This window comes from Nonomuraea sp. NPDC059007, from assembly GCF_042740555.1.
Lineage (GTDB): Bacteria > Actinomycetota > Actinomycetes > Streptosporangiales > Streptosporangiaceae > Nonomuraea.
Map to the genome: position 1 here is coordinate 40,279 of NZ_JBHYJD010000004.1, position 24,187 is coordinate 64,465.

At 71.4% G+C, this 24,187-nt stretch carries 23 protein-coding genes; 11 read left to right on the forward strand and 12 right to left on the reverse strand.

The window, feature by feature from the left end:
• Positions 1–382: 382 nt before the first annotated feature.
• The gene (locus ACFWY5_RS07550; protein ID WP_379630843.1) at positions 383–1,966 is read right to left on the reverse strand and encodes an alkaline phosphatase family protein; all 1,584 of its coding nucleotides are present in this window, start codon (positions 1,964–1,966) and stop codon (positions 383–385) included.
• A complete protein-coding gene (ggt, locus tag ACFWY5_RS07555) occupies positions 1,963–3,690 on the reverse strand; it encodes a gamma-glutamyltransferase (RefSeq protein WP_379621890.1) in 1,728 nt (575 codons plus the stop codon). Before ggt ends, ACFWY5_RS07550 begins: the two co-directional genes overlap by 4 nt.
• Before the next feature lie 94 nt (positions 3,691–3,784).
• Between ggt and ACFWY5_RS07560 the strand changes: the two genes are divergently transcribed.
• Both ACFWY5_RS07560 and ACFWY5_RS07565 read left to right on the forward strand, forming a co-directional pair.
• Complete coding sequence (locus ACFWY5_RS07560; RefSeq protein ID WP_379621892.1) at positions 3,785–4,885, forward strand: sensor histidine kinase; 1,101 nt, start codon at positions 3,785–3,787, stop codon at positions 4,883–4,885.
• Positions 4,882–5,529: a response regulator gene (locus ACFWY5_RS07565; protein WP_379621894.1), complete on the forward strand. Its 648-nt coding sequence runs from the start codon at positions 4,882–4,884 to the stop codon at positions 5,527–5,529. Before ACFWY5_RS07560 ends, ACFWY5_RS07565 begins: the two co-directional genes overlap by 4 nt.
• A gap of 9 nt (positions 5,530–5,538) precedes the next feature.
• Here ACFWY5_RS07565 and ACFWY5_RS07570 read toward each other — a convergent pair whose 3' ends face one another.
• Positions 5,539–5,922, reverse strand: coding sequence for a helix-turn-helix domain-containing protein (locus tag ACFWY5_RS07570; RefSeq protein WP_379621896.1), 384 nt, complete (start codon positions 5,920–5,922; stop codon positions 5,539–5,541).
• A gap of 133 nt (positions 5,923–6,055) precedes the next feature.
• On the opposite strand from ACFWY5_RS07570, the gene ACFWY5_RS07575 reads away from it, so the two are divergent.
• The 4 genes from ACFWY5_RS07575 to ACFWY5_RS07590 all read left to right on the forward strand — a co-directional run bounded on the left by ACFWY5_RS07575 (position 6,056) and on the right by ACFWY5_RS07590 (position 9,762).
• Positions 6,056–6,280 carry an SHOCT domain-containing protein gene (locus ACFWY5_RS07575; RefSeq protein ID WP_379621898.1) on the forward strand — a complete coding sequence of 75 codons (225 nt, stop codon included), beginning with the start codon at positions 6,056–6,058 and terminating at the stop codon, positions 6,278–6,280.
• Positions 6,281–6,379: 99 nt separating this feature from the next.
• On the forward strand, positions 6,380–7,285 hold the full coding sequence (locus tag ACFWY5_RS07580) for a sulfite exporter TauE/SafE family protein (RefSeq protein ID WP_379630844.1): 906 nt from the start codon (positions 6,380–6,382) through the stop codon (positions 7,283–7,285).
• 57 nt (positions 7,286–7,342) lie between these two features.
• The gene (locus tag ACFWY5_RS07585) at positions 7,343–8,731 is read left to right on the forward strand and encodes a sel1 repeat family protein (protein WP_379630845.1); all 1,389 of its coding nucleotides are present in this window, start codon (positions 7,343–7,345) and stop codon (positions 8,729–8,731) included.
• 134 nt (positions 8,732–8,865) lie between these two features.
• A complete protein-coding gene (locus tag ACFWY5_RS07590; RefSeq protein ID WP_379630846.1) occupies positions 8,866–9,762 on the forward strand; it encodes a hypothetical protein in 897 nt (298 codons plus the stop codon).
• Positions 9,763–9,936: 174 nt separating this feature from the next.
• Here ACFWY5_RS07590 and ACFWY5_RS07595 read toward each other — a convergent pair whose 3' ends face one another.
• On the reverse strand, positions 9,937–10,308 hold the full coding sequence (locus tag ACFWY5_RS07595) for a VOC family protein (protein WP_379630847.1): 372 nt from the start codon (positions 10,306–10,308) through the stop codon (positions 9,937–9,939).
• A 60-nt stretch (positions 10,309–10,368) separates the two neighbouring features.
• Between ACFWY5_RS07595 and ACFWY5_RS07600 the strand changes: the two genes are divergently transcribed.
• Together ACFWY5_RS07600 and ACFWY5_RS07605 are read left to right on the forward strand one after the other, a co-directional pair.
• On the forward strand, positions 10,369–10,686 hold the full coding sequence (locus ACFWY5_RS07600) for a PadR family transcriptional regulator (RefSeq protein WP_379621908.1): 318 nt from the start codon (positions 10,369–10,371) through the stop codon (positions 10,684–10,686).
• A gap of 5 nt (positions 10,687–10,691) precedes the next feature.
• A complete protein-coding gene (locus ACFWY5_RS07605) occupies positions 10,692–11,150 on the forward strand; it encodes a VOC family protein (protein WP_379621956.1) in 459 nt (152 codons plus the stop codon).
• A 228-nt stretch (positions 11,151–11,378) separates the two neighbouring features.
• Here the strand turns inward: ACFWY5_RS07605 and ald are convergent, their stop codons facing one another.
• Positions 11,379–12,494, reverse strand: a complete 1,116-nt coding sequence (gene ald / locus ACFWY5_RS07610; protein ID WP_379621910.1) for an alanine dehydrogenase — start codon at positions 12,492–12,494, stop codon at positions 11,379–11,381.
• Between the two features lie 49 nt (positions 12,495–12,543).
• Positions 12,544–13,926, reverse strand: coding sequence for an aspartate aminotransferase family protein (locus tag ACFWY5_RS07615; protein ID WP_379621912.1), 1,383 nt, complete (start codon positions 13,924–13,926; stop codon positions 12,544–12,546).
• Positions 13,927–14,147: 221 nt separating this feature from the next.
• On the opposite strand from ACFWY5_RS07615, the gene ACFWY5_RS07620 reads away from it, so the two are divergent.
• Entirely contained in the window at positions 14,148–15,503 is a 1,356-nt protein-coding gene (locus ACFWY5_RS07620) for a dipeptidase (protein ID WP_379621914.1), read from the forward strand.
• A gap of 60 nt (positions 15,504–15,563) precedes the next feature.
• On the opposite strand, the gene ACFWY5_RS07625 is transcribed toward ACFWY5_RS07620, so the two are convergent.
• Positions 15,564–16,250, reverse strand: a complete 687-nt coding sequence (locus tag ACFWY5_RS07625; protein WP_379630848.1) for a poly-gamma-glutamate hydrolase family protein — start codon at positions 16,248–16,250, stop codon at positions 15,564–15,566.
• A gap of 95 nt (positions 16,251–16,345) precedes the next feature.
• Here ACFWY5_RS07625 and ACFWY5_RS07630 point away from each other — a divergent pair, with 95 nt between their 5' ends.
• Positions 16,346–17,212, forward strand: a complete 867-nt coding sequence (locus ACFWY5_RS07630) for a CPBP family intramembrane glutamic endopeptidase (protein WP_379621918.1) — start codon at positions 16,346–16,348, stop codon at positions 17,210–17,212.
• Between the two features lie 16 nt (positions 17,213–17,228).
• Here ACFWY5_RS07630 and ACFWY5_RS07635 read toward each other — a convergent pair whose 3' ends face one another.
• Genes ACFWY5_RS07635 through ACFWY5_RS07655 form a run of 5 tightly spaced genes read right to left on the reverse strand, consistent with a single transcriptional unit; the run spans position 17,229 to position 22,257 of the window.
• Positions 17,229–18,380: an MFS transporter gene (locus ACFWY5_RS07635; RefSeq protein ID WP_379630849.1), complete on the reverse strand. Its 1,152-nt coding sequence runs from the start codon at positions 18,378–18,380 to the stop codon at positions 17,229–17,231.
• 22 nt (positions 18,381–18,402) lie between these two features.
• A complete protein-coding gene (locus ACFWY5_RS07640) occupies positions 18,403–18,864 on the reverse strand; it encodes an RrF2 family transcriptional regulator (RefSeq protein WP_379621922.1) in 462 nt (153 codons plus the stop codon).
• A 23-nt stretch (positions 18,865–18,887) separates the two neighbouring features.
• The gene (locus tag ACFWY5_RS07645; protein ID WP_379621924.1) at positions 18,888–19,454 is read right to left on the reverse strand and encodes a TetR/AcrR family transcriptional regulator; all 567 of its coding nucleotides are present in this window, start codon (positions 19,452–19,454) and stop codon (positions 18,888–18,890) included.
• Positions 19,451–21,694, reverse strand: coding sequence for a YhgE/Pip family protein (locus tag ACFWY5_RS07650; protein WP_379630850.1), 2,244 nt, complete (start codon positions 21,692–21,694; stop codon positions 19,451–19,453). The genes ACFWY5_RS07645 and ACFWY5_RS07650 overlap by 4 nt, the downstream gene beginning before the upstream one ends.
• Positions 21,691–22,257, reverse strand: a complete 567-nt coding sequence (locus ACFWY5_RS07655; protein WP_379621928.1) for an ATP-binding cassette domain-containing protein — start codon at positions 22,255–22,257, stop codon at positions 21,691–21,693. The genes ACFWY5_RS07650 and ACFWY5_RS07655 overlap by 4 nt, the downstream gene beginning before the upstream one ends.
• A gap of 117 nt (positions 22,258–22,374) precedes the next feature.
• On the opposite strand from ACFWY5_RS07655, the gene ACFWY5_RS07660 reads away from it, so the two are divergent.
• Positions 22,375–24,180, forward strand: a complete 1,806-nt coding sequence (locus ACFWY5_RS07660) for a substrate-binding domain-containing protein (RefSeq protein ID WP_379630851.1) — start codon at positions 22,375–22,377, stop codon at positions 24,178–24,180.
• The last annotated feature ends 7 nt before the right edge of the window (positions 24,181–24,187 follow it).

Here is a 24,187-nt window from a genome sequence, read left to right on the forward strand (position 1 = left end):
CCCGACCCCCCACCCGGGACCCGCCCTGCGACCCGGCCCTGGGGCGTGCCCCGGGGCCGCGGCCCTGCACCCGGCCCGGAACCCGGTGCGGCAGACAGCGCGGCCTCGTGGGAGGCGGCGCTCGGAGCCCTGTCTGTGGGGCGCGCTCTTGGGACAACAGCGCGCCCTGGGATGCGGCGGTCCCGGGACGCAGCACCCGGTACCTGGCGCGTCTAAGGAGCGAGGGCTTGGCGTGCCGTGGGCGAGGTGTGTCCTGGGGGTGCGGCGTGCCCGGGACGCGCGGCGGTGCCGTGCCGGGCGGGCGTGTGGGTGGGCGTGGGTGTGGGTGGGTGTGGGGGTGTGGGGGTGTGGGGGTGTGGGGGTTGGGGTGTGGGGGGTTGGGTCAGGGTTGGCGGGCTTTGGTGGCGGCGGTGCGGAAGGCGGGGAGGGCCTGGGCCAGGGCTCGGTGGTCGCGGGCGCGCCAGCTCACCCCCGCGAACACCGTAGGACGGCCACGGAGGCGGGCGCGGACGCGGCGGGCCAGTACGGCCAGGTCGCGGCAGTGGTCGGGCAGGTCGTCCCGAGGGGGCTGGGCGGCGGCGGTCGTGTCGTGGGCGGGGTCGCTGCCGGAGGGCGACGCGCCGCCCAGGGGAAGGACGTAGCGGGTCAGGTCGGGGAGATCGGTGCGGGGAGTGGGCAGCGTCAGGAGCGGGTCGAAGCGGCCGGCCGCGGCGTCCCTGGTGGTCAGGGGCGGGCGGTCGGGGGCGAACAGCGCGCGTAGCGTAGCGGGGACGCTGGCGTGTTCCATGGGGGTGGTGCTCACCGTGCCCCTCGGGATCAGGGGGGAGACGATCACGGCGGGGACCCGTGCGCCCGAGGAGGAGAAGTCGAAGGCGGCGCTCTTCTTGTGTGCCAGCAGGCGCAGGATGCGGGCCAGCAGCCCGGGGGAAGATCCGGGGTCGGGCAGGCCGGTCAGCGGCGGGGCGTGGTCGTAGAGGCCGCCGTGCTCGTCGTAGGTGATGACGAGCACGGTCTGGCCGAACGCCTCGGGGTTGGACTTCAGCGCCTCGTACACGGCCGCGATCAGCGACTCGGCACGGGCGAAGTCGGTCGAGGCGCCGACCTGGTCCTTGATCTGGTTGTTGCCGGGATGCTGGCTGTTGGACGGACGGTCGTTCAGGCGGACCGGGGGGCGGTGGTTGGGCTCGATGAAGGAGTACGCGGGCAGCTCTCCGGCCGCCGCGTGGGCGGTGAACTCCGAGATGTCGAACCAGCGGGCGATCCGGTCGGCGCCGTTCCACAGGTTGGAGAACGCCCACACCTGCGGCACGTCGTCGTGGTAGACGTGCCAGCCGTGTCCCGCCGCCTCGAGCGTCTCGAAGATGGTCGGGTCGGTGTAGAAGCGCGGCTGGATGTTGGTCATGCCGTCGGAGGTGGCCGCGTGCAGGTAGTTGCGGTTGGGCCAGGTCTCCCCCGGCACCGAGCAGTACCACCGCGTGCACACCGCGAACTCCAGCGCCAGCGTCGCCAGGACCGGCACCCCGGCGGGGTCCTGGCAGCGCATCACCTCCGGCCCGACCCCGAAGATCGGCTCCTTCTTCGCGAACTTCGGATACAGCCACCCGATCAGCGGCCCCAGCAACCCGCCGAACCGCGGCTCGGCCAGCCCGCGCGCCTTGCGTTCGTGCGCGCTGACCCAGCCGCCGCCCAGTTGCTCCATCGCCGCGTCGTGCGAGTGGTCGAAGTCCATCGTGGCGAGCGGCCCCGCGTCCGCTGAGGCCGCCACGGGCGGGCCGCCATCCCAGCCTGGGCTGGTGTACGGCCCGCCGCCCCGCAACCCGTCATACCCGGGATCGGGATGGACGAGGTAGCCGAGCATGTGGTCGAACGACCGGTTCTCCAGCATCAGCACAACGACATGCCGCACCGACCCCCGAGCCCCGGACCCAGCCTCAGGCCCAGGCGCATCCCTCCCGGCTTCGGTCATCGTGACGGATGCACCACCAGCGCGCTGCCGCCGCCGCGCCGCGCGGGCTCGGCGACCGCCTGTATCCGTCCCCGGCCGAGGAACTCCAGCCCGGTCGCCGCCCCGATCTCCGGGTTCGGCGCGAACACGTGCCCACGCGATTCAAGGGCGGCCCCGTGCTGGGCGAGGAAGGCGGGCTCTGCCTGGGTGGCGGCGGTGTTGCGCTGGGTGGCGCGAGGTGCGGCCAGCGCGTCGGGCAGGTTCATGCCCAGGTCATAGCGGTTGACGAGGATCTGCAGCACGGTCGTGATGATCGTGGACCCGCCGGGCGAGCCGACGGCCAGCACCGGCTTGCCGTGCTTGAACACCAGCGTGGGCGCCATCGAGGAGCGGGGGCGCTTGCCGGGGGCGGGCAGGTTCGGGTCGCCGGGCGCGGGGCCGAAGGTGAAGTCGGTCAGCTCGTTGTTGAGCAGCACGCCGCGGCCGGGTACGACGATGCCGTTGCCGCCGGTGGACTCGATCGTGAGGTTGTAGGCGACGACGTTGCCCCACCTGTCGGCGACGGTGAGGTGCGTGGTCTCCGGGCCCTCGTCGGCGACGTCGGGGGCGGTGCCGGTGGGCCGCTCGCAGTCGGAGTAGGAGCCGTCGGGCGAGCCGGGGGCCGCCGGGTGGGCCATGGCGCGTTCGCCGATCAGGCACGAACGTTCCTTGGCGAAGCCGTCGGACAGGAGTTCGCGCATGGGGACACCGGGGATGTCGCCGACGTACTTGCCCCGGTCGGCGAAGGCCAGCCTGGAGGCCTCCAGGTACTCGTGCAGGCCGACGCTGGGCAGCGCCTCCAGGATGTTGAGCGCCTCGCTGACCGTGGAGCCGCCGGAGGACGGGGGCGCCATGCCGTACACCTGAAGGCCCTTGTACTCGATGTGGGTGGGTTCGCGCATCAGCGCGCGGTAGGCGCGCAGGTCGGACATCTCCATGAGGCCGGGCCGCACGTTGCGCGTGGTGCCGGGGGTGAGTGGCGGCTTCTTGACCGTGGCCACGATCTCCTGGCCGAGGCGGCCGTTGTAGAGCCAGCCGGTGCCGCGTCTGCCCAGTTCGCGGTAGGTGTCGGCGAGTTCGGGGTTGCGGAAGACCGAGCCCACGGGCGGTGGGGCGCCGTTCGGGAGGTAGAGCTTGGCGGTGGAGGCGATGTCCTTGAAGCGGGCGGCGTTGGCGGCGGTCTGGTCGTGGAAGGTCTGGTCCACGACGAAGCCCTTGGAGGCCACGTCGATGGCGGGTTTGAGCGCCTGTCTCAGGCTGATGGTGCCGAAGCGGCGCAGCGCCGTCTCCCACTGGGCGACCGTGCCCGGCACGCCCGCCGACAGGCCGCTGGTGACGCCCTCGTCGAAGGGGATGCCTTCGAGCGAGGTCGAGGTCATGGCGCGCGGCGCGGTCTCGCGGCCGTCGATCGTGTAGACCTTACGGCGGGAGGCGTCGTAGTAGACCATGAAGCCGCCTCCGGCCAGCCCGGAGGAGTAGGGCTCGGTGACGCCCAGGACCGCGCCCGCGGCGACGGCCGCGTCCATGGCGTTGCCGCCCTTCTTCAGCACGGCCACCGCGGCCTTGCTGGCGTCGAGGTCGACGGTGGACACGGCGCCGCCGTACCCCTCGGCGACCGGGACCTTCTGCTGGGGCTCAGCCGTGGCGGGCGGCGCGGTGGTGAGCGTGACGAGGACTGCTGCTGCGGGAACGATCACTCGGCGCATGGTCTCCACGATGGCCCAGGTACGCCTCCGGTGGTAGGGCCCCCTGCCACATCCAGGTGATGCGCTGGTCAGGGAGCTGAAATAGCGTAGGACCGTGAAGTCCCGACTCGACCCTTATCTGGCGCTCATACTGGCCGTCGCCCAGGTGGTGATCGGCCAGGGCGCCGAGTGGGGGCAGCGCTTCGATCGGGCGGCGCTCGACTGGTACGCCTACTCCTTGCTCCTGATCGGTCCGGCGCTGATCCTGGTGCGCCGCCGCTATCCCGTCGCCACGACCGTGATCACGCTGCTCGTGACCGCCGCGTACCTGGCCGGCGGCTATCCCTACGGGCCGATCTTCTTCACGCCGGGCGTGATGCTGTTCTGGCTGGTGATCGACGGCCGGCGGCTGGTCGCGTGGCTGCTGGCGGCGGGCACGTTCAGCTTCTTCGAGGCCTATGCCTGGGTGATCGGCAACCGCAGCCTCTTCCACGCCGTGTGGATCTCCACGGCGATGATGCTGCTCATGGTCGTGGCCGAGCTGGTCAGGATCCTGCGCGAACGGCGGGCCGAGCGGGCCAGGGCGGAAGAGGAGGAGGCCAGGCGGCAGGCCAGCGAGGAGCGCCTGACCATGGCGCAGGAGTTGCACGACGTGCTCGCGCACAACATCTCGCTCATCCACGTCCAGGCCTCGACCGCGCTCCACCTCATCGACGACCAGCCCGACCAGGCCAGGACGGCGCTGGCCACGATCAAGACCGCGTCCAAGGAGGTGCTCGGCGAGATGCGCTCGGTCCTGAACGTGCTGCGCGAGGGCGCCCCGCGCTCCCCCACCTCGGGCCTGGACCATCTGGACAACCTCATCGAGCGTTCCGGCCTCGACGTCACGCTGAAGCGCGTGGGCTCGCGGCCCCTTCCCGCGCAGGTCGAGCGGGCGGCGTACCGGATCGTGCAGGAGTCGCTCACCAACGTCACGCGCCACGCCCCCGGCGCGAAGGTCACGGTCAGGCTGGAGTACGGCACGGCCGAGCTGACCGTCCTGGTCACCGACACGGGCGCCACCTCGCCCGCCCCGCTGTCGGAGGACGGCAGCGGCAACGGCATCCCCGGCATGCGCGAGCGGGCCGCGGCCCTGGGCGGTTCGCTGGTCGCCGGCCCGGTCGGCAACGGCTTCCAGGTCGAGGCCCGGCTGCCCCTACCTGAGGAGAACGCATGATCAAGCTGCTGCTCGCCGACGACCAGGCGCTGGTGCGCGCGGGCTTCAAGGCGTTGCTGGACGCCCAGCCCGACATGAGCGTGGTGGCCGAGGCCGCCGACGGCGCCGAGGCGGTACGGCTGGCCGCCCAGCACACCCCCGACGTGGTGCTGATGGACATCCGGATGCCCGGCACCGACGGCTTGACCGCCACCCGCCAGATGCCGCCGGGGCCGAAGATCATCATCTTGACCACGTTCGAGCTGGACGAGTACGTCTTCGAGGCGCTGCGCGGCGGCGCCAGCGGTTTCCTGGTGAAGGACACGGAACCGGCCGAGCTGATCCAGGCGGTCCGGGTGGTGGCCGACGGCGAGGCGCTGCTGTCGCCGAGCGTGACCAGGCGGCTGATCGCCGAGTACGCCACGCGGGCCAAGGCGCCGGTCTCGACCGAGGGCCTGGACCAGCTCACCGACCGGGAACGCGAGGTGCTGGCGCTGGTGGGCACCGGGATGACCAACGACGAGATCGCGAGCAAGCTGTTCATGTCTCCGGCCACGGCGAAGACGCACGTGAGCCGGGCGATGATGAAGCTGCACGCCAGGGACCGGGCGCAGCTCGTGGTGATCGCCTACGAGTCGGGGCTGGTCAAGCCGGGCTGGCTCTGAGGAGAACGCTCAGGTCAGCGCCTCGATCAGCCGCAGGACGTCGGCGGTGCGGCCGGGATCGCCCAGGATGATCACCTTGAGCGTGGCGCGCTCCTCGTTGTAGATCATCTCCACTCGCAGCCCGGTGGCGGTCGCCATGACGGCGGTGTTCAGGCGGTCCAGGTCGTGCCGGGCGACCGCGTCCACCTGGACGATCGTGGAGACCTCGACGTAGCGGTCCTGGCTGGGGCGGGAGGCGAGGGGCGCGCCGGTGAAGGACTCCAGGTCCGCCCTGGAGATCCGGTACTGCTTGCCCACCTTCACGGCCTTCAGCCGGCCGTCGCGGACGTAACCGCGCACGGTCTTGACGTGCAGATCCAGCAGGTCGGCGACCTGGCTCACGGTGAAATCCACTCCCTATCACTCCCCTCAAGGCGGGAGTATAGGGATACGGCCAGCGATGTACAGGGGAGCGCGACCGGTGTCTGATTCGCCCGCCCGGTTTCCCGTCGACTCTGGAGGTACGACACCGAAGGAGGAGAACGGCATGTATGGACACTTTTTTCCGATCTTCCCGGTTTTCTGGGGACTGTTCTGGGTGGCCGTGGTCGGGCTGGTCATCTGGGCCAAGCGCACCGGCCGGTGGGGGCCGCGCCGTACCGCGGCGGCCAGTCCCACGGCGTCGGCCGAGCAGATCCTCGCCGAGCGGTACGCGCGCGGCGAGATGAGCGACGACGAGTACATGGAGCGCATGTCGGTGCTCCGCTCCTAAGCGCTCCACAGAGTGAAAGAAGTGTCACTGGCCGCATTTGACAGGCGCGGGTTACGCTGCGTCTATGCGGCCCGACACCCCGGCCCCCTCACCCTGAGCATGGGGCCGGGCGCACTGTTCGTCAGTGGCCTCGCCGCCGGACTGGTGGCGGGGACCGCTTCCTGTACGGCGGTGCAAGGCGGCCTGCTCGTCGGCCTCACCGGCGGCGGATGCTGCGAGAAGTGCGGCCACGGCAGGGCACGGCCCTGGCTGGTGGCCCAGTTCCTCACCGGACGGCTGGCGGCGTACGTGCTGGCCGGGGCGCTGCTCGGCTGGATCGGCTCCGCCGTTCAACTGCCGCCGCAGGCACGCGCGGGACTGCTCGTCGCGGCCGGGATCGTCGTGATCGCCTTCGCCGTCCGGCTGATCCGGCGGCGCGCGGCCTGCGCGGCGCACCGCACCCCGCGCCGGGCCGCCGCGCCGGTCATGGGCGCCGCGACGATCCTGCTGCCGTGCGGCGTCACGCTCGGCACCGAGATGGTTGCCGTCTCCACCGGCTCGGCGCTGTCGGGGGCGGCGGTGATGGCCGGGTTCGTCGTGGGCACCTCACCGGCGTTCGCCCTGCTCGGCTACATCCTGCGACGGCTGTCCCGGACCCGCCTGGCCGCCTTCGCCGGGTTCGCCGCGATCGCCGTCGGCCTCTGGACGATCGGCTCCGGCGTCAGCCTGGGCGGCTGGCTGCCCACCTCCCCCGCACCCGCCCTGGCCATGACCGCGCGCGGCGAGCAGAAGGTGGACATCTGGGCCATGCGCGACGGCTACCGTCCCGCGATGGTCGAGGCCCGCGCGGGCGTACCCGTGGAGGTCACCTTCCACCTGGCCGACCAAGGATGCACCCGCACGGTGACGCTCGCCGGCCGCGACCACACCCTCCCCGCCACGGTACGGCTCCCGCCCCAGCCCCCCGGCACCCTGCGATACGTCTGCTCCATGGGCATGTACACCGGTTTCATTCGCTTCTCCTAGTGCACCAGCTCCGCGATTACATTCCGCAGTCGCTTGATTACATGTCACGCTGAGTGGATGGCGTGGTGGCAAGGAGAGGTGGCGGAGGCGGCCGTTCCGGCGCCCCGTACCGGAGACGAACCCGAGCTGATCGCGGAAGCCCAGTCAGGCGACCCGCAGGCGGCCCATCGCCTGGGCAAGCTCTACGCCCAGCGCGGCGACCGCTCCGCGGCGCGGCACTGGTGGGAGCGCGCCGCGGCGGCCGGCAACATCGACAGCGCCTACAACCTGGGCGTCTGGCACGAGAAGCACGGCAGCCTGGAGGAGGCCGTGTCCTGGTACGAGCTGGCCGCCGGCACCGGCGACGCCGAGGCCGCGCTCAACCTCGCCACGCTCCTGCTGGAGCAGCGCGGTGACCTGGCCGGCGCCAAGGCCTGGTTCGACAAGGCCGCCCGCGCCGGCTCCCGCACCGCCGCCCGCCGGCTCGCGCTGCTCTGCGAGGACGCCGGCGAGCAGGCCGCGGCCCGCGACTGGCACCGCAGAGCCGCCGTGGACGGCGACGTCGCCTCCGGCCACGACCTCGGCTTCCTCGCGTACTCGGCGGGCGAGGACGAGGAGACCGTCCAGTGGTGGGAGTTCTCCGCGCGCGGCGGCCACGCCGAGGCCGCCTACCACCTCGGCCTGTTCCTGCAGGCCAGCCGCGACCCCGAGGGCGCCGAGGCCTACTACCGGCTGGCCGCCAAGAGCGAGCACCCCGGCGCCGCCTCCCAGCTCGGCGGCATCGCCCTGTCCCGGCGCGACCTGCGCACGGCCCGCGCCTGGTTCGAGCGCGCCGCCAACGCCGGGCGGCTGGAGGACCAGCGGATGGCCGGGTTCGTCTGCGTCGAGCTCAGCGACTCGCCGGCCGCCAGCCACTGGTTCGGCCGCGCGGCGGCCAGCGGCGACGCCGAGTCGGCCTTCAACTTCGGCCTGCTGCTGATCGCCGAGTTCGGCGACCTGGCCGGGGGCCAGCACTGGTTCCGTCAGGCCGCGCTGTCCGGCCACCACAGGGCGGCGATGGAGCTCGGCGGCCTGCTGTCGGCGGCGGGCCACAACCACGAGGCCGAGCAGTGGCTCGCCGACCCGCCCCAGCCCACCTGGGACCGCCTGGCCGAACCCGAACTCCACGCCCGCGCCGAACTCGCCGCCGCCGCCACCGGCCGGCGCAGCGGCGTCCCGCTGAGCGTGCCCGAGCTGACGGAGATCCTCGGCACCTGGGACCTCGTCACCCGTCCGCTGCGTGACCACGCCGACGTGGTGGTGTGGCTGGTCGAACGCAGCGGCCTGCACGCGGGCGCCATCGATCACCTGGCCTCGATCCGCACCACCCTGATCCGCCCCGGCTCCGCCCCGTGGCCGAGCCCCGGCGAGGTCACGCATGTCCTGGCCACGGCCCGCGACCTCCGCACCCGCCTCGGCCTGCGCTGACCCCGCCGCCTGGGCGCGCGCACAGCTCGCTTGGGCGGGCGCACAGATCATCAGGCGATCACCCCCAGCCGTGAGCCCGGAGACGGGTGTGGCGCGTCTTAGGGAGGGTGAGCGTGTGATCTTAGGTGGGGTTGATGATCAGATATCTCGTGATCCTGGTGCTCGTGGCCGCGGTGGTGCCGGGCGCACGGAACGAGGCGGGGCCGTCGGCGTCCTTCGAGGGACGGGCCGAACGGGCACTGATGACCTGGCGAGCGGGCCCGGGAGCGATATGGCAGTCCGGCTTCAACCCCCGGCAGAACCTGACGATCATGTCGCCCGAGGTCGCGGCGGCCAGGTTCGGCAACCCGGACCTCGGCCTCGTCTACGACAAGCCCACCGTGACGAACCCGCCCACGGGGACGGTCCGCTGGCCCGACGGCCGCACGCTGGAGGTTCCCCTCATCCCGGCCGACCTCGCCGCCTACCAGGTGGCCAACCCCCGTGAGATCCCCGGCAGGCCGTCGGTGAACCCGGTGTGCCAGGGCGGGATCACCGAGGAGGAGCGGGAACGGCGCAGCGAGGAGAGCGGCAAGGACCCGGCGAACTGCCGGCAGGCGAAGGTGACAAGAGTGACCATGGAGACGGTCACCGTGCGCACGCACCGGGGTCCGGCCGAGGCGCCGGCCTGGCGTTTCGACGTGGACGGGCTGCCGGGACCGATCCGGCAGGTGGCGGTGACCGACGCGGCGGTCGACCCGATGCCGCCCGGTCTCGGGCCGACGACCCCGTTCGACGGCAGCTTCGAGGAGGCGCCGGACGGCACGCTGACGATCCACCTCATCCACCTGAAGTGCGGCCGCCTGCTGGGGATGAACGTCCGCGAGGAACCGGACGCGGTCGTGGTCGAGCCACGCGTCCAGCCGTACGGGGCGGCGTGCTCCGGATGGGCGTCGATCGAGAAGCGCCCGGTCAAACTACGCACCCCGCTGGGTGACCGCCCCGTCCTCGACGCCAGAACCGGCCTCCGCCTGTTCTACGGCCCCTTGTAGCCAACCCTTGCGCACCTTTCGCGGCGTAGCCGGCCCAGGGCGGAGTTGTTACGGCGAGGACCCCGTGAGCCCTCACGACCATCGCTCGACAGCCGCGCGCCCACGTCGGCGGGGCGGGTGGGTGGGGCGGAGCCGTAACGGAAAGTCGGCCCGAAACCGGATGGACACAAGGCGTCATCGCTGGCTGAGGTGAAAGCGGTGGCCTTCGCTGTCGAGGAAGACGGCGGACCAGCCCCAGGGCTCCTGCTTGGGCGGGGCATCGAACGTCACGCCTCGGGCGGCCAGGTTCTCGTGGGTCTTGACGATGTCCTCGGTGTCGAACAGGACGTAGTTCGGCTGGTCCTGGCTGAGCGCCGGCCAGTCGGGGCCGGCCTTGAACAGGACGAGGCCGACGCCGCCGCCGGGCGGGGAGACCTCGATCCAGCGGGCGTCGGGGCCGTAGGGCTGGTCGGTGGTGACCTCGAAGCCGACTTTCCGGGTCCAGAAGTCGAGGGCGGCGGCCTGGTCCTGGACGTAGAGCGTGACCTTGTTGACGTTGATCGTCATTATGTTCTCCTTGGTTATATCCAGATCGGATATAACCATTGTGGTGTTATGGTGTCAAGCATGCTCACCACCGCCGGGTTCCACGTGCTCCTGGCATTGGCCGGCGAACCCGCCCACGGCTACGCGATCATGCGGTTCGTCGAGCACGTCAGCGGCGGAGCGGTCAAACTGGGTCCGGGCACCCTCTACCGGACCATCAGCAGACTGCTGGCCGACGGACTGGTGGAAGAGACGGAAGAAGGCGATCCGGCAGCCCCCCACGACGCCCGGCGCCGCTACTACCGGCTGACCCGGGCGGGCGAGGCGGCCGCGCGCGCCGAGGCCGAGCTCATGGCCCGCATGGTGACGGCCGCACGAGAGGCTGGACTGGTCACGTGACGACGATGAGGCCGCAGGGGCTGAGCCCGCATCTGTTCGTGCTCGGCGCCGAGAGCGCGATCACGTTCTACAAGGCCGCGTTCGGGGCGGTCGAGGTGTTCAGGAACACGCTGCCGAACGGGGCGATCCTCTTCGTCGAGTTGCAGGTCGGCGACGGGCGGCTGCTGGTGAGCGAGGAGACGCCCGAACTGGGCGCGCTGGCGCCGCCGACGGTGGGCGGCAGTCCGGTGCTGATCCTGCTGGAGATCGACGACCCCGACGAGGTCGAACGGCGGGCCCTCGACGCGGGCGCCGTCTCGGAGATGCCGGTGCAGGAGGCGTTCTGGGGGGAGAAGTACGGGGTCATCCGGGACCCGTTCGGCCACCGGTGGGCGGTGACCACGGCCCGGGAACAACTCACCCCGGACGACATCCTCCGCCAAACCCCCGAAGAACCCACCCACCCAACAGACGACCCCGGCTGACAACAGACCAAACGCCGCCGCCGGTTACCGGCAAACCCCAGCGGGGAACACGCGGACGGCTCGTGACGGATGAGCCCCGGGGGTGGATGCCGAAGGGCCCGGCCGGCGGGGCGCACGTTACGGCGGCCCGCCACGCGCGGCCTGCCTGCCGTTCCCCTGGAATGCCCCCAGCCCCGTGCGGGGGTGGGGGCAACCGGGCCGGCCGTAACAGAAAAAAGGGGGGTAGAACTACGCGGCGAGAACCTCGGAGAGAGGGACCGACGGGATGGCGAGCGCGACCCCCACGGGCGCGTTGGTGAGGGCGCCGTTGTGGGTGTTGAGGCCGAGGGCGAGGGCCGGGTCGCTCTGGAGGGCTGCCTTCCACCCTCGGTTGGCCAGTTTGACCGCATACGGCAGCGTCGCGTTGGTCAGCGCGTACGTGGAGGTGTTGGCCACCGAGCCCGGCATGTTCGCCACGCAGTAGAACACCGAGTTGTGCACCATGTACGTCGGCTCGGCGTGGGTGGTCGGGCGGGAGTCCTCGAAGCAGCCGCCCTGGTCGATGGCGATGTCGACGAGCACCGAGCCCGGCTTCATGCGCGACACGAGCTCGTTGGAGATGAGCGTCGGGGCCTTGGCGCCGGGGATGAGGACCGCGCCGATCACCAGGTCGGCCTGCAGGACCTCGCGCTCGATGGCGTAGGAGGTGGAGACCAGGGTCTTGAGGCGGCCCTGGTAGATGGCGTCGATGAAGCGCAGGCGGTCGACGTTGGTGTCGAGAACGGTGACGTCGGCGCCCATGCCGACGGCGATCTGCGCCGCGTTGAGGCCGGACACGCCGCCGCCGATCACGACGATCTTGGCGGGCGAGACGCCGGGCACGCCGCCCGGCAGCACGCCGCGCCCGCCGTTGAACCGCATCAGGTTGTACGCGCCGACCTGCGGAGCCAGCCGACCGGCCACCTCCGACATCGGGGCGAGCAGCGGAAGGGCGTTGCCCACCTGGACGGTCTCGTACGCGATGCCGGTGACCTTGTTGTCCAGAAGGGCCTGGGCGCACTCCCTGCCCGCGGCGAGGTGGAGGTAGGTGAACAGCACCTGGCCCTCGCGCATGCGGTGGTACTCCTGGGCGATGGGCTCCTTGACCTTGAGCACCATGTCCGCCTCGCCCCACACGGCGTCGGCCGTGTCGAGGATCTTCGCGCCCGCGCCGAGGAACTCCTCGTCGGTGATGGACGAGCCGAGTCCGGCACCACGCTGGACGAAGACCTCGTGGCCACCGCGGGTGAGTTCGTGAACTCCTGCGGGGGTGGCGGCGACGCGATACTCGTGGTTCTTGACCTCGGCAGGCACGCCGATCTTCATGGGTCGTTCCTTTCGTTCTCCGGCACCACGCTGTGCCGGACGGAGGGTGTCAGAGGCGTTTCCACGCCTCGGTGAGGACGGAGCGCAGGATCGACTCGATCTCGTCGAACTCCTTCTCACCCGCGATCAGCGGCGGCGCGAGCTGGATCACGGGGTCGCCGCGGTCGTCGGCGCGGCAGTAGAGGCCGGCGTCGTAGAGCGCGTGGGACAGGTAGCCGCGGATCAGCCGCTCGGACTCGTCCGCGTCGAAGGTCTCCTTGGTGTCCTTGTCCTTGACCAGCTCGATGCCCCAGAAGTACCCGGCGCCGCGGACGTCGCCGACGATCGGCAGGTCCTTCAGGCTTTCGAGCTTGCCGCGGAAGACGGGCTCGTTGCGGGTCACGTGGCCGAGCAGGTCCTCGCGCTCGAAGATGTCGAGGTTGGCGAGGGCAACGGCGGCGCTGACCGGGTGGCCGCCGAAGGTGTAGCCGTGGGCGAACATCGTGTCGCCGCTCTTGAACGGCTCGAACAGCCGCTCGTGCGCGATCATGGCGCCGATCGGTGAGTAGCCGCTGGTCATGCCCTTGGCGCAGGTGATGATGTCGGGCACGTAGTCGAACTTCTGGCCGCCGAACATCGTGCCGAGCCGGCCGAAGGCGCAGATGACCTCGTCGGAGACGAGGAGCACGTCGTACTCGTCGCAGATCTCGCGCAGGCGCTGGAAGTAGCCGGGAGGGGGCGGGAAACAGCCGCCCGCGTTCTGCACCGGTTCGGCGAAGACGGCGGCCACGGTGTCCGGGCCCTCCATCTCGATGGCCTGGGCGACGCGGTCGGCGGCCCAGCGGCCGTACTCCTCCGCCGTCATCCCGGCGACGCCGGAGATCTCCTCGGCGCGGTAGTGGTTCGTGTTGGGCACCCGGACGGAGCCGGGTACCAGCGGCTCGAACATCTGCTTGAACGCGGGGATGCCGGTGATCGACAGGGCGCCCTGCGGGGTGCCGTGGTAGGCGATCTGGCGGCTGATGACCTTGTGCTTGAGCGGCTTGCCGACGAGCTTGTAGTACTGCTTGGCCAGCTTCCACGCGGTCTCGACCGCCTCGCCGCCGCCGGTGGTGAAGAAGACGCGGTTGAGCTCGCCCGGCGTGTGCTCGGCCAGGCGCGCGGCCAGCTCGATCGCCTTGGGGTGCGCGTAGGACCACAGCGGGAAGAAGGCCAGCTCCTGGGCCTGCTTGGCGGCCGCCTCCGCCAGTTCGCTGCGCCCGTGCCCGGCCTGGACGACGAAGAGCCCCGCGAGACCGTCGAGGTAGCGCTTGCCGTGGATGTCGTAGATGTACGAGCCCTCACCGCGCACGATGGTGGGGATCTCGTTCTTCTCGTAGGCGCTGTGCCTGGTGAAGTGCAGCCACAGGTTGTCTTGCGCGGCCTTGAGGATGTCGGATTCCGGCTGCGTCATGGTTATCTTCCCTCGTGTCTGAGCTCCCAACAGTCTGCCCTTTCACCTGGGGTATTGCCAAGTGAAAGCGTCGCACCAATATGCAAGAAAACCGAGATCCGTAGAACCTATATGTAACGGCAACGAAATCCGCAGGTAGATTAGCTTGGTCGGTTTCCACCCTGTGGAACCTTCTGTGATCCAATGAGTTGTACTGTTAGACCGACCCGGGGGACCGTCCCGTGACTCCTGACCAGATCGAGAGCGCCGTCGCCGCCGCGATGCCGCAGGCCGTCGAGGAACTCAAGCGCCTCGCCGCCATCCCCTCCGTGGCCTTTCCCGGGCACCCCGCAGAGCCGGTTCACGCCGCGGCTGCCGTAACCGAGGAACTGCTGCGCTCCGCCGGCCTCCCGCACGTCCAGCAGATCGCGGTCGAGGGAAGCTTCCCCGCGGTGTACGGCGAGGCCCCCGCGCCTCCCGGCGCCCCCACCGTCCTGCTGTACGCGCACTACGACGTGCAGCCCGCTGGTGACCCGGCGGCGTGGCGGACCCCGCCGTTCGAGCCGACGCTCATCAACGGCCAGTTGTTCGGCCGGGGCACCGCGGACGACAAGTCCGGCATCATCAGCCATGTCCTGGCACTGCGTGCCTTCCAGGGCCAGTTCCCCGTGGGCATCAAGGTCATCATCGAGGGCCAGGAGGAGTACGCCGGCGAGCGCCTGGAGGCCTTCGTCGAGCGCAACCCCGACCTGCTGCGCGCCGATGCCATCGTGGTGGCCGACACCGGCAACCCGAAGATCGGCGACCCGTCGGTGACCACGTCGCTGCGCGGCATGGCCGCCTTCACCATCGAGGTGCGCACGCTGAAGGAGGCCGTCCACAGCGGCTCGTTCGGCGGCGCGGCACCCGACGCGCTGTCGGCGCTGATGCGCATGCTGACCACCCTGCACGACGACAACGGCGACATCCGCGTCCCGGGCCTGCCGCGTGGCACGTTCCTGGGCCAGGGCCCGTCGGAGGACGAGTTCCGCCAGACCGCCGGCGTCCTGGACCACGTGAGCCTGGTCGGCTCTGGCAGCCTGGCCGACCGCCTCTGGTCGTCGTACGCGATCACCGTCACCGGCCTGGACGTCCCGTCGGTGTCGGGCGCGGTCAACGCCGTCCAGCCTGCGGCCAGGGCGCGCGTCACGGTCCGGATCCCGCCGGCCGCCGACCCCAAGACGACCGTGGACGCGGTCGTCGACTTCCTGCGCCAGGCGACTCCGTGGGGCGCGCAGGTCGGCTTCACCGACTTCACGGTGGGCTCCGGCTTCCAGGCCGACTCGGGCGGCAAAGCCCGCTCCGCGCTCAACCGGGCCATGGACCGCGCCTTCGGCCGCCCGCCCCGCGACGTGGGCGCCGGCGGCTCGATCCCGCTGGTCAACACGCTGCTCAAGCAGTTCCCGGCGGCGGAGATCCTGCTGTTCGGCGCGGAGGACGAGGACGCGGCCATCCACGCCCCGAACGAGCGGGTGGACCTGGAGGAGCTGCGCCGCATCGCCACGACGGAGGCCCTGTTCCTCCACGAGCTGAGCCTGCCCTCCGCTCTCGGCGTCTAGCCGTCAGGGGCCCGCTCCCGGCCGGGGGCGGGCCCTTCGGCTCAAACGCAGCGCTTCGGCTCAGCGCAGCGCGCGGTTGACCGCCGCGACGTAGGAGTAGAAGGCCTTGGTCCGGTGCGCGGGGTCCTCGACCCAGGCCCTGGCCAGCTTCCCGTCCGCGAAGAACAGCTTCCGCTGTCCCCTGCTGATCTCCAGTTGCACGCCCATCCCGCGGCGGTTGCGGTTGGCGATGTTGCGGGGGTCGTCGCCGCCGATCTCCTGGGGCACCTCGGCCGCCACGCGGAACCCGGCCGCCCGCAGCTCCCGGCTGACCTTCTTGATCAGTGCCTTGTCCCGGCCGCCCACGTACGTGGTGACCTTGTCGCCCGCCGCGGCGTGCCAGGAGACGGTGGTGCCGACCGCGCCGACCAGCTTGAGCGCGCGCGGCTCGTCGAAGCGGGTCGAGGTGATGTGGAGCTTGCTGTTGCCGTCGAGCTTGAGGCCGACGAAGGAGTAGAAGGCGTACCTGGAACCGGCGGCGTGGTCGGCCAGCTGGGTGGTGGGCGACTCGATCGCGCCGCCGTGGATGGCGATGTGCGCCACCTTGGCCCCGCTCGGGAAACGCTGGATCCGCCGGTAGTCCGTGCCCTCGCGCTCGTGCGCGGCCAGGTCGGCGTAGTTCTTGTAGGTGTCCGCCGCGGCGGCGGGCGGGGCGAGGAGCGCGACGAGGCTCACTGCGGCGACGGCGACGGGCAGGGCTCTCTTCACGTGACACCTTTCAGTCGGAGATCATCACCAGCAGGCTAGGGCATCCTGCTTTTGGGGGACTGTCAGGCTGACCGAATCCCGCGATGATGGTCCCCATGCGCTCCACGGTGTCCCAGACGTCACGTTCTCGCCTCGCCTTCGCAGTGGCGGGCGGCGCCCTTTTCGTCCTGGCGTACGGCTGGCTGGTGCTGACCGGCCACACCGAGATCGTTCCGTCGTCCGGCTCCGGCGCGCCCGGCATCTCCCTGTGGTCCGCCTTCGTGCCCGCGCTGGCCGCGATCGTGCTGGCGATGCTGGTGTCACCCAAGAGCGAGCCGCCGCTGCCCCTGCGGGAGTTGCCCCGTGCCCGGCTGGTCAGGGAGACGCAGGTTCTGGTGGGCGCCGCCGTTCTCATGGCGATCGCCGCGCCGTTCGCCCAGGGGCTGCTCTACCACGCCGCGAAGGTCGTCTTCCTGCTGGCCATCCCGCTCGTGGCCTTCCGGCTGATCCGGGGCGGCGAGCCCAAGGCCAGGGCGATCCCGAGGCCGGTGACGTGGCTGGCGCCGCTGCCCGCCGTGGTGGCCTGGTTCGTGCTGTCGCAGATCGGGCCGCTGGCGCCGCCGCCGCACGGCGAGCTGCCGGACATGGTCACGCTCGTGGTGCTGTCCCTGCTCACGCTGCTGACGGCGAGCGTGCTGGAGGAGTTCTTCTACCGGGCGTGGCTGCAGACCCGCCTGGAGGTGCTGTACGGCAGGTGGCCGGCGATCATGGCCTCCTCGTTGTTGTTCGCGTTCATGCACACCTCCCGGATCAAGCCCGACAACCCGCTGCTCGGCATCGCCACGATCATCGCCTTCCAGGGGGTGTTCGGCCTGCTGACCGGCTACCTGTGGTCGCGCTACCGCAACCTGTGGGTGCCGGTGTTCATCCACGTGGTGACGAACCTGGTCTTCGTCCAGATGCTGTTGGGAGCGCTGACATGACGACCTTCGCGCTGATTCACGGCGTCCCCCTGTCGGCGTGCCGGGCCGTGTAGGCCAGGGAGAGGGTGGCGAGCAGGGCGGCGGCGCCGTACATCCAGAGGGTTCCAGCGCTGAGGGCCAGGCCGCCGAGTACGGTGCCGAGCCCGATGCCGGAGTAGATCGCCGAGGAGTTCAGGGAGACCAGAAGTGCGGCCTCCGCGGGCGCGGCCGTGATGAGGCGGTGCTGCTGCGGCGGGGTCTGGCACCAGCTGCTCGCGCCCCACGCCGCCATCAGGACGCCCACCAGCACCGGCAGCCGCACGCCCGAGGCGGCCAGCCAGGCCAGGGCGGCCATGGTGAGCGCCATGACCGTGTATCCGGCGGCCAGGACATGGCGGGCGCCCCACCGGTCGGTGGCGTAGCCGGACAGCAGGTTGCCCGCCACGGCGCCCGCTCCGTACAGGAAGAGCATCGGCCCGATCGCCCCCACCCCGACGCCCGCCAGCGCGGGGACGCTGTAGGCGTAGGCCGTGTACGCCGCCCCCATCCCCAGCACGGTCAGCGGCAGCACGCGCACGACGGCGGGGTGGCGCAGCACCGCCAGCCGCTCGCCCAGCGGCACGCGCGGGTTGCCGGGCAACTCGGGCAGCACGGCGCGGACCGCGGGCGCGGCGGCCAGCGCGAGCACGGCCACCAGCGCGAGCGCGCCGCGCCAGCTGAGCTGCTGCGCGGCCAGGCTGCCCAGCGGCACGCCGAGCGCCGTGGCGATCGTCAGCCCGCCCACGACCACGCTCAACGCCCGCGCCCGGTGTCGCGGCGCGGACAGGGCGGCCGCCGCGGCGCCCGCGTTCGGCGTGTACGCGGCGGCGCCCAGCGCGGCCACCACCCGCGTCACCATCAGCACGCCCAGATCGGACGCCAGCGCCGACCCCAGGTTCGCCAGCCCGAGCACGACGAGCGCGGCGACCAGCAGCCTGCGCCGCGGCACCCGGGCGGTCAGCGTGGCCAGCACCGGCGAGCCCAGCGCGTAGGCGACGGCGAACACCGTCACCGACTGCCCCGCCGCCGCCTCGGACACCCCGAGGTCGGCGGCCATCTCCGGCAGGAACCCGGCCACCACGAAGGCGTCGGTCCCGACCGCGAACGTCCCGAATGCCAGCACCCAGCTTCTAATCGGGATAGTAGACATCCCCATTCTCCTCACAAAAGAACTACAGACGTGCGAACCGCTGACGCATCCGGGCCGCCGCGCCCCGCGGCGCCGTGGCCACGAGGTCGGCCACGGTCTGCCCGGCCAGCTCCCGCCGCCAGGCCAGCTCCGCCCTGCGCATGGCGGTGGCCACCCCGCACGGCCGGGCGAACTCCGGGGACGGCTCCACCCCGCGCTGCCGGATCTCGGTGCAGCGGAACGCCTCGTCCGGCCCTTCCAGCGCGGTCACGACGTCCATCAGCGTGATCCGCTCGGGCGCCCTGGCCAGCAGGAAACCGCCCCTGGCCCCCGGCGCGGAGGTGAGGACGCCCGCCCTGACCAGCGCCTGCAGCCTCTTCTTCAGGTACGCCGGCGGCAGCTCGAACAACGTCGCGAACTTGGCCGTCGACACCGGCTGCTCACCGAGCCACGCGAGCGTGAGGCAGCAGTGCAGCCCCCACTCCACCCCTTCACCGATCCGCATAACCGGGATATTACACGTCCCGGTTAGCGGACCCTGCCGTGCAGGAGCTCGACGAGCGTCGCGTGCGTCTCTTCCAGGGGGCGTTCAGGGTGCATGACCCGGCGTTCGATCGAGACCGTCAACACCATGCCGAAGATGGCCGTGGCCGCCGTCTCCACGTCGAGGTCGGCGCGGACCTCGCCGCCGTCGGCCGCCTGGCGCAGCACCTCGGCGTAGACGCCGAGCGCCCGCGCGCGTAGCTGGGCCACGGCCTCCTGCCAGGCGGTACGCCACATCTCGGCCAGCAGGACCCGGGCGAACGGGCCGTACTGCTCGAAGAAGCGCAGCTGCCCGAGCACCACCGCGTCCAGGCGCTCCAGCGCGCTCGCGCCCACCGCCGCCTCCGACAGCGCCTCGGCCAGCTTGCCGATCGAGTGCTCCAGCAGGGCGCCGAACAGCCCTTCCTTGCTGCCGAAGTTGTAGAACACGGTGCCCTTGGCCACCCCGGCGCGCTCGGCGATCGCGTCGACCGTCGTGGCCGAGTAGCCCTGCTCGGCGATCAGCGCGACGGCCGCGCCGAACACCTTCATGCGGGTGTCGGCGCGACTCACAGCGACAGCTCCGGGTGCAGGCGCTTCACGGACCAGACGCGGCTGCGCTCCACGGCGAGCGCGGTCAGCGCGAGCGCGAGCAGGAGGAAGGCTGACAACACCCCGCAAGCCTGCCACACCACGGTCAGGTCACCGCCGCTGATGAGCCGGCGCAGCGCCGAGACCACCCAGCTCATCGGCAGCCACGGCGAGATCGTCTGGAAGAACCCGGGCGAGGTCTCGATCGGGTACGTGCCCGCCGCCGAGGTCAGCTGCAGCATGAGCAGCGCCAGCGCCGCCACCCGGCCGGGCGCGCCGAGCAGCGCGTTGACCGCCTGGACGATCGCCATGAACGCCGCCGCGGTCAGCAGCAACAGCCCGGCCACGCCCGCCCAGTGCGCCGCCTCCAGGCCGAGGGCGAACCTCAGCACGGCCAGCAGCACGCCCACCTGGGCCGCGCCCAGCGCGAGGGCGGGCAGCCAGCCGGCCAGGACGATCCGCGCCGGGCCCGAGGCGCCGGCCAGCAGCCGCTGGTTGAGCGGCTTCAGCACCATGAACGCGATCATCGCGCCCACCCACAGCGCCAGGGGCAGGAAGAACGGGGCGAATCCGGTGCCGTAGTTCGGCACCTCGTTGTCGACCGTCTTGGCCAGCCGTACCGGGTCGCTCATGACGTCGGTCCGGGACTCGCGCTGCTGCTCCGAGTAGTCGGGGATCTTCTCGGCGCCGTCGCCGAGACCGTCGGCGAGGTCCTGCGAGCCCTTGGTCAGCTTGGTCATGCCGTCGTCGACCTTGCCCGCGCCGTCGTGCAGCTTGCCGACGCCCGAGTGCAGCTGGGTGGCGCCGTCTCCGAGCTTGACCAGCCCGCCGCCGAGCTTGCCGATCCCGTCGGTGACCTGCTGGGATCCGTCCTGGAGCTTGGTGGCGGCGGCGTGCAGTTTGGTGACGCCCTGCCCGGCCTTGGCGGCGCCCGTGTCCAGCTTCGCCGCGCCGTCGGCCAGCTTGGCCAGGCCCGCGTCGAGCGCGTTGACCTGCTCCCTGACCTGGTCGAGCTTGGGGCCGAGTTCGGGAGCCAGGCCGGCGATCTTGCGCGCGTTCCCGGCCAGCTCGCGGGCGCGTTCGGGCAGGGTCGAGGTGCCGCCGAGGCGTTCCTGGAGCTGGCCCGCCTGTTCGGCGGCGCGCTCCGCCGCGTTCGCCGTGCTCCTGAGCAGGCCGCGCAGCTGCGGGTCGGACTCGCCGTCCAGCAGGTCGAGGGCGGCCCGCGCCTGGGAGGCGGCCTCCTGGGCGTTGCCGCCGGCGCGCCCGGCCAGCCCTTCCAGACCGTCGGCGAGCTGGTCGGCGGCGTCGGCGACCGCGTTGGCCGACTCGGCCACCCTGGGCCCGTACTCGTTGAGTACCGGCACGTACTTGTCGGCGAGCTGGTTGACCGTGCCACGTTGCGCGTGCACCCGCTCGTACGCCTGCCGGTTGCCGCCGGCCAGTTTCCCCGCGCCGTCGCCCAGCTCGTCCAGGCCCTTCTTGAGCTTGCCCATCGCGTCCGTGGCCTTGCCGATGCCCTGGGTGACCTTGGCGGAGCCGTTCTGGAGCTTGCCGGTGGCGGTGTTGGCGCTGTTGAGTCCCACCGAGAGCCGCTTGGCACCGTCCTCGGCGCTGCCGAGGCCGGTGTTGAGCCGGGAGACGCCGTCACCGGCCTTGACCGTGCCGTCGCGCAGCTCGCCCGCGCCGTCGGCGGCCTCGGTGGTCTTGTCGTGGATGTCGCCGATGGAGACGAAGACCTTGTCGAAGTAGTCGCGTACGGCGGTGCGCGCGGCGGCCGAGCGCACCTCGTTGAAGACCGCGTCGGAGATGGTGCCGACGATGTAGCTGCGCCCGGTGTCCACCCGCAGCCCGAGCTGGGCGGGAGACGGCGTGCCCTTGTCGTCGGAGGGCGAGGCGAGGTTGGCGCTGAAGTCGCGCGGGATCGTCAGCGACAGGTAGAAGCTGCCGTCGTTGACGCCGTCGGCCGCCTCCTGAGCGGTCGTGCGGCGCCAGTCGAAGACCTCGCGATCGGCCAGCTCGTCGGCCAGTTCCTTGCCGGCGTCTACGGTCTTGCCGTCCACGGTGGCCGGCAGGTCCTCCATGACCAGCGCCACCGGCACCCGGTCGAGGTTGCCCTGCGGGTCCCAGAACGACCACAGGTACAGGCCCGCGTACAGCAGCGGCAGCACCACCACGGCCGCCAGCGCCGCCCTGGTCAGCCGGGAGCGCAACATCGCCTTCATGACAGCTCCACCAGGGTGTCGACGCGGGCGGGGGCTTCGACCGCCGAGGCCACCACGGTGTGCCCGGCCGCGGCCAGGTCCCGCAGGGCCTGCCAGACCGCGAGCCGCCGGTCGTCGGGCAGCCCGAGGTCCACGTTGTCGGCGACGATCACGTGGGGCTCGTCGAGAAGGGCAAGAGCCAGGCCCAGCCGTACACGCTGCTCGCGGTCGAGCTCGCGGGTGAGCGCGCGCTCGTCCGCGACCACGCCCGCCCTCTTCAAGGCTTGGGTGTACGGCTTGCGCCGCCGCTCACGCAGGTGCTCCCGGACGGTGAGCGAACGGTCGAGGTCGGTCACCCCGTCGACCAGCGCCAGCGCGGCGGCCTTGCGGATGGCGCGCGGCCGGGTGTGCCCGGCGACGCTGAGCGTGCCCCCCGTCGGCTTCATGCGCCCGGCCAGCGTGAGCAGCAGGCTCGTCCGCCCGCTGCCCGCCGGTCCCGCGACCACCGTCAGAGTCCCTTTTCCGGACTCGAACGTGACCTCGGGAAACACCCCGTCCACCGCCAACCCGCTGGCGACAATCACGACACTCACCTCTTGAACTGACCAGTCAGTACAAATTTCAGCGTACACCCACGAAAGCGCGCTGCAACTCCGCGGGGTTCTCATTCGTCGGACAGGTAGCGACACGGGGAGGCTGGGGTGTACACACCGACTCAGCGGCGCAGGCGCCGGTTGGCGCGCTTCGTCGTCGTGGCCGTCCTGGCCGGTGGGCTCGTCGTGGCACTACGGGTGATCTTCGTCGGGGTCGGGACGGACGCCGCCCAGCGACCGGACCGGCAGTACGCCTGCGACGACGGCGGCGGCGCCAAGCTCAGGGTCCTCGCCTCGCCGGAGAAGGCCGAGCTGCTCGAAAGGATGGCCGCCGCCTACAACCGGCGCGGCTCCGGCGGTTCGTGCACCGACGTGGTCGTCGTCACCAAGACCAGCGGCAGCGCGCTCACCGCGCTGGCCACCACCTGGGACAAGCGCCTCGACGGCCCCCGCCCCGACGTGTGGTCACCGGCGAGCAGCAGCTGGCTGACGCTACTGCGCCAGCGCGCGGCCGCCGCCGGCAAGCCCTCGCCGGTCGCCGCCGACAACCCGTCGATCGCCAGGACACCGCTGGTCATCGCGATGCCGCGGCCCATGGCCGAGGTCCTGGGCTGGCCGGCCAAGGCGCTCGGCTGGTCCGACATCCTCGAACTGTCCGGGCAGGGCTGGGCCAAGTACGGCCGTCCGGAGTGGGGCAGCTTCCGCCTCGGCAAGACCAACCCGAACTTCTCCACCTCCGGCCTGAACGCGACCGTGGGCGCCTACTTCGCCGCGACCGGCCGGTCCGGCGACCTCACCGAGAAGCACGTGGCCGACGCCGGGACGCGCAGGTTCGTCCAGGCGATGGAACGTTCGATCGTGCACTACGGCGACACCACGCTCACGTTCCTGTCGAACCTGCGGCGCGCCGACGACGCCGGCGCCGGCCTGACCTACATCTCGGCGGTGACCGTCGAGGAGAAGTCGGTGTGGGACTACAACCAGGGCAACCCGACCGGCGACCCGAAGACGCTGGGCAAGCACGCCAAGCCGAAGGTCCCGCTGGTGGCCATTTACCCGAAGGAGGGCACGCTCTTCTCCGACAACCCCTTCGCCCTGCTCAACCCGGCGAAAGCCCAGGCCGCCGCCGACTTCGTGAAATATCTACAGGCGCCCGAACAACAGGCCCGCTTCGCCGAGTACGCCTTCCGCGGCCACGACGGGGCCCCGGGCAAGCTGATCACCGAGGCCAACGGCCTGCTGCCCGGCCAGCCTGCCACCGAGCTCAAGCCGCCCGCGCCGGACGTGCTCGACAAGGTGCTCCGGAGCTGGGCCGAGCTCCGCAAGCCCGCCAACGTGCTGCTCGTCATCGACACCTCCGGCTCGATGGGCGCGCCGGCGCCCAAGACCGGCAAGAGCAAGCTCGAACTGGCCCAGCAGGCGGCCGTGAAGACGCTTCCCCAGTTCGGCCCCGCCGACCGGGTGGGGCTCTGGATGTTCTCCCTGAAACGCGACGGTAAAAAGGACCACCTGCGCCTGGCCGAGATCGCACCCATGACCCCCGAGCACCGCGACGAGATCGAGCGGCGCATCGAGGGCCTGGTCCCCGAGGGCGGCACCGGCCTGTACGACACCGCGCTCGCCGCCCACCGGCAGGTGTCCGAGACCCAGAGCCAGGACACCATCAACGCCGTCGTCTTCCTCACCGACGGCCAGAACGAGGACAAGAAGAGCATCTCCCTGAAAAACCTGCTGCCCAAGCTGAAGACGGAGCAGGGCGCGGAGACGGTCCGCCTGTTCACCATCGCCTACGGCAAGGACGCCGACCTCGGGGTGCTCAGGCAGATCTCCGAGGCCACGAACGCGGCCGCCTACGACTCCCGCAAACCGGGGAGCATCGACCAGGTGTTCACCGCGGTGGTGAGCAACTTCTGACGCCCTT